At 69.3% G+C, this 4,365-nt stretch carries 4 protein-coding genes; 2 read left to right on the forward strand and 2 right to left on the reverse strand.

Annotated features, from left to right (window positions below):
• Together Q1L59_RS01365 and Q1L59_RS01370 are read left to right on the forward strand one after the other, a co-directional pair.
• Nucleotides 1–1,040 (forward strand): tetratricopeptide repeat protein (locus Q1L59_RS01365; protein ID WP_300327499.1); only part of this gene is annotated, 1,040 nt, incomplete at its 5' end.
• A 206-nt stretch (nt 1,041–1,246) separates the two neighbouring features.
• Nucleotides 1,247–1,495 (forward strand): hypothetical protein, encoded by a 249-nt coding sequence (locus Q1L59_RS01370; RefSeq protein WP_300327500.1) that lies wholly within the window; start codon nt 1,247–1,249, stop codon nt 1,493–1,495.
• Between the two features lie 643 nt (nt 1,496–2,138).
• Here Q1L59_RS01370 and Q1L59_RS01375 read toward each other — a convergent pair.
• Nucleotides 2,139–2,942: an SDR family NAD(P)-dependent oxidoreductase gene (locus tag Q1L59_RS01375; RefSeq protein WP_300327501.1), complete on the reverse strand. Its 804-nt coding sequence runs from the start codon at nt 2,940–2,942 to the stop codon at nt 2,139–2,141.
• A 23-nt stretch (nt 2,943–2,965) separates the two neighbouring features.
• Nucleotides 2,966–4,365, reverse strand: a 1,400-nt coding sequence (locus Q1L59_RS01380) for an AMP-binding protein (protein WP_300327502.1), incomplete at its 5' end; no start/stop codon positions are given.

Here is a 4,365-nt window from a genome sequence, read left to right on the forward strand (position 1 = left end):
CCGGCGCCGCGTTGTCGCCGCTCGCCGAAGCGCAGCGGCGCTTCACCGCGGTCGAAGCGCGCGAACCCGGCCGCGGCGCGGCGGGCATGGCGGCGGCCTGCATCACCGAGCAGGCGGACTGTCTGGCCGACCTCGGCCGCCTCGACCAAGCCGCGCAGGCGTACGAACAGGCGATTGCGCTCGCTGAGCAAGAGCACGCCGAACGCCAGGTCGCGGTCGGCAAAGGTCAGTTGGGCAGCGTCCACCTGCTGCAGCGCCGCTTCCCGGAAGCGCTCGCGGCGTTCAGCGAAGCGCGCGAACGCTTCGCGGCGCTCGGCGAAGCGGCGTCGGTCGCCGTCGCCTGGCACCAGATCGGCTGGGTCCACCAGGACGCCGGCAACGGCGAGGCCGCCGAAGACGCGTACCGCCAGTCGCTGGCGATCGAGGTGCAGTGCAACAACGTCGCCGGGCAGGCGAGCACCTTGCTCCAGTTGGGCCTTCTCTACGACGACGTTCTCGGCCGCCCGGAGGACGCGGTGACGCACACTCGGCAGGCGGCCGAGCGCTTCCTCGCGCTGCGCGACGCGGCCAACGAAGGCCGCGCGCGCAACAACCTTGCCAGTACGCTGCGCCGCCTCGGCCCGCGCAGCGAAGCGCGCCGCGAAATCGAACGCGCCCTGGCGTGCAAGCGCGGCCTCGGCCACGCCGTCGAGCCGTGGACGACCTGGGACATCCTCGCCGACATCGAGAACGACGACGGCCGCGCCAGCGAAGCGCGCCAGGCGAGCCGGCAGGCGCGCGAGGCGTTCGTCGCCTACCGCCGCGACGGCGGCGAGAACCACACGCCCGGCGCGCGCCTGGCAGCGGAAATCGCCCGCCTGCTGCTCGACGGCGACAGCGGCAGCGCCGACGCGGGGCTCGCGCAACTGGCCGGGCAACTGGCCAGCGCCGCCAACGCCCCCGCCTGGCTGCCGCCGTTCGTCGCAGCGCGGCGCTCGCCGACGCGCCGGGGCTCGACTACGACGACGCCGCCGAAGTCATCCTGCTGCTCGAGCGCCTGACCGCCGCCGGGCGCTGATGCGGCGGCGAAGCGCGGCGCGCCTGGTGCTGCGCACCAGCGGCCGCGGCCATTGCCGCTGCTGGCAATCGCCCCTGCCGCACGCGTACTGGCGGCTGCCTGCTCGCCAGTGGCCGTGAAAGCGCGGCTTCCTGCATTCCGGTTCCTCGTTGGGGCGCCTGGATGCAAACCGACGAAATGAGGCCAGCCATGAGCACCTTGAACGCCTTCTCCGAAAAGGAGCGCGCCTACCACGCGTATCAAGCGCGCCAGAACTACCTGTGCGAACAGAGCTGCAGCAAGCGCGCGCTGGAACGGCTGGAAACGCTGGAAGCGGCGCAGGAGGCGCTGCAAGCAGAGAACGAGACGCTGCAAGCGGAAAAGGAAGCGCTGCAAGAGGAGAAGGACGCAGCCTTGGCCGAGCTTGCGCGTCTGCGGGCCCAGCTACGCGATTCCTGAGCGCGAGTCGCCGCGCGACGCGCCCGCGCACCGGGTTGACCCACGTCAGCGGCGGCGCACAGCGGCCGCGCCCGCAAGCCAACCGCCGCGGCCGGGAACCCGATCGCCCGCGACCGTAAGCCGATCGGTCAAGTTCCGCACTCGACGGGTCGAGCTTTGCGCCCGACGGGTCGAGCTTTGAACTCGATCGCTCGAGCTTGGAACTCGAAGCGCCGAGTTCGGAACTCGATCTTCCGGGATGCGAGCTCAATCGGCCGAGCGTTGATCTTCAGCAACCGGTGCCTGGAGCTCGATGTGCCGAGCTTTCAACTCGAAGCGCCGAGTCTTGAGCTCGACTTGCCGAGCTTTGAACTCGAACCGCCGAGCTTTGAACTCGATCTGCCGAGCTTTGAACTCGATCTGCCGAGCGTCGAGCTCGAACGGTCAAGCTGCGAGCGCCACCCGCCAGGTTTCTCGCACGAGGTGCCGGGTTGCGCGCTCGATCTGCCGAGTCGGCCGCCTGGCGTGCGGCGCTGGCAAAGCGCGGCGCTGCGCCGGTTGCCGCCGGTGGCGCCGCCGCAGCCAAACCGCTGGCGAACCGCGCGTGCGTTGCCAGGCGCCCGTGCGTTGCCAGGCGCCCATGCGTTTCAGGCGCCCGGGCGTTTCAGGCAAAGCGCGCCGAGAGACCGCCGTCGACCAGCAGTTCGGTCGCCGTGATGTACTTGGCTTCGTCAGAGGCGAGAAAGAGTGTCGCGTACGCGGTGTCCCAGGCGTCGCCCATGTGTCCCATCGGGCATTGCGCGTCGCGCGTGCGGATCAGGTTGGCGATGTCGCCTTCGTTGCCATAGACGCGGGTGAGCGCGGCGTGCACCAGCGGCGTGTTCATCAGCCCGGGGAGAACGCAGTTGGCGCGGATTCCCTCGGCGGCGTGGCGAATGGCCAGCGTGCGCGTCATTGCCACCATCGCGCCCTTGCTCGCCGCGTATGCGCCGTAGTTCACGCCGGCCCAGCCGTGCACGGCGACCGACGCGTTGTTGACGATCGCTCCGGCGCGCTGGCTGATCATCACCGGCAGGACGTGGTGGCAGGTGAGGTAGGCGCTTTTCAGGTTCACTTCGATCACCCGGTCCCAGGTGCCTTCGTCGAGCTCCGCCGGTCCGCCGACGACGGCGATTCCGACGTTGTTCACCAGGATGTCGATCCGCCCGTACGCGTCGAGTGCGGCTTGCACCAGCGATCGCACGTCACTCGTGCGCGTCACGTCGGCGGTGACGGCGATGCTGTAGCCGCCTTCGTCGGCAATCATCTGCTGCGTCAGCGCGGCGGCGGCGCCGTCGATATCGGCGCCGACCACCTTGGCACCCTCGCGCGCGAAGAGCAGCGAAATTGCTTTGCCGTTGCCCCAGCCCGGCCCACTCGAACCGCTGCCGGTGACGATCGCCACCTTGTTCTGCAAGCGCCCAGCCATTTTTCTGTCCTTTCCTCTCGTGTTCAGTCGTTTTCGGCTGGCCGGCAAAGGCGGCGCAGCTCGGTCTTCAGCACCTTGCCGTAGCTGTTCTTCGGCAACTCGCTGACGTACAGATAGGCGCGCGGCCGCTTGAAGCGGGCGATCGATTCGCGGCACAGACGATCGAGTTCGGCGTTCAGTGGTTCAGCCGGCGCCGGCGCCGGCGGTGCGGTCGGCGCAGCGCTGCCGGCCCGGCGGACGACGAAGGCGACGACTTCTTCGCCCCATTCCGCGCTCGGCCGGCCGACCACCGACACTTCGGCGACTTCCGGGTGTCGCAGCAGCACTTCCTCGACCTCGCGCGGATAGATGTTGGCGCCGCCGCTGATGATCAGGTCTTTCGAACGGTCCTTCAGCGTGAGGAAGCCGTCGGCGTCCAGGCTGCCGATGTCGCCGGTGTACAGCCAGCCGTCGCGCAGCGTCGCGCGGGTCGCTGGCGGATTGCGCCAGTAGCCGTGCATGACCGTGTCGCCGCGCACGATCACTTCGCCGGCGGCGTCGACCGGCAAGCGGCGGCCCTCGTCATCGACGACCGCCACTTCGACGACGCTGTGCGCGACGCCGACCGAAGCGATTCGCTGCAGGTGGCGGGGATGTGTGCGATCGGCAAGGTGCTGGCGGGAAAGCGCGGTGATCGTCATCGGGCTCTCGCCCTGCCCGTAGATCTGGACCAGCCGGTCGCCGAGGACGGCGAGTGCGCGCCGGATGTCTTCGAGGTACATCGGCCCGCCGCCATAGACGATGGTCTTCAGTCCGCGACAATCGGCGCCGCTGGCGGCGACGTGTTCGACCAGGCGACGCACCATCGTCGGTGCGGCAAACAGTGAAACGCGGCCAAAATGCTGCGCCAGCGCGAGGATCTCGGCCGGATCGAATGCGCCGGAGGCGGGGACGACGTGTCGTGCGCCGACCAGGACGTGCGGGAAGTTGTACATGCCGGCGCCGTGCGACATCGGCGCCGCGTACAGCGTGCTGTCTTCTGCCGTCGCCTGATCGACGTCGGGGAAGTAGGTCAGCGTCATCGCCAGCAGATTGCGCTGGGTGAGCATGACGCCCTTGGGCTGGCCGGTGGTGCCCGAGGTGTAGAACAGCCAGGCGAGGTCGGTCGGCGCGCGTGCGACGATGTCGAGCGGCCGGCTGCCGGCGATCTCGGCGTAGTCGGCGGTGTCGATCGCGACGATGGCCAGCTCGCGCAGCTCGTCGAACGCGGCGCGCTGCGCCTCGTCCAGCGCAGCGGCAACGAAGAGCACCGACGCTTGCGAATCGGCCAGGATGTACGCGACTTCGCGCGCGTGCAGCTTGTGGTTGATCGGCACGGCAATCAGTCCGGCGTGCCAGATGGCGTAGAGCAGTTCGAGGTATTGCGCACAGTTCGCCATGTACA

Origin of the sequence: Accumulibacter sp. (genome assembly GCF_029255125.1) — a bacterium.
In the GTDB taxonomy this organism is placed as follows: Bacteria; Pseudomonadota; Gammaproteobacteria; order Burkholderiales; family Rhodocyclaceae; genus Accumulibacter.

Coding starts and splice junctions, on each gene's coding strand:
- Q1L59_RS01370 (WP_300327500.1), top strand. CDS start 1,247: ATGAGCACCTTGAACGCCTTCTCCGAAAAGGAGCGCGCCTACCACGCG.
- Q1L59_RS01375 (WP_300327501.1), bottom strand. CDS start 2,942: ATGGCTGGGCGCTTGCAGAACAAGGTGGCGATCGTCACCGGCAGCGGT.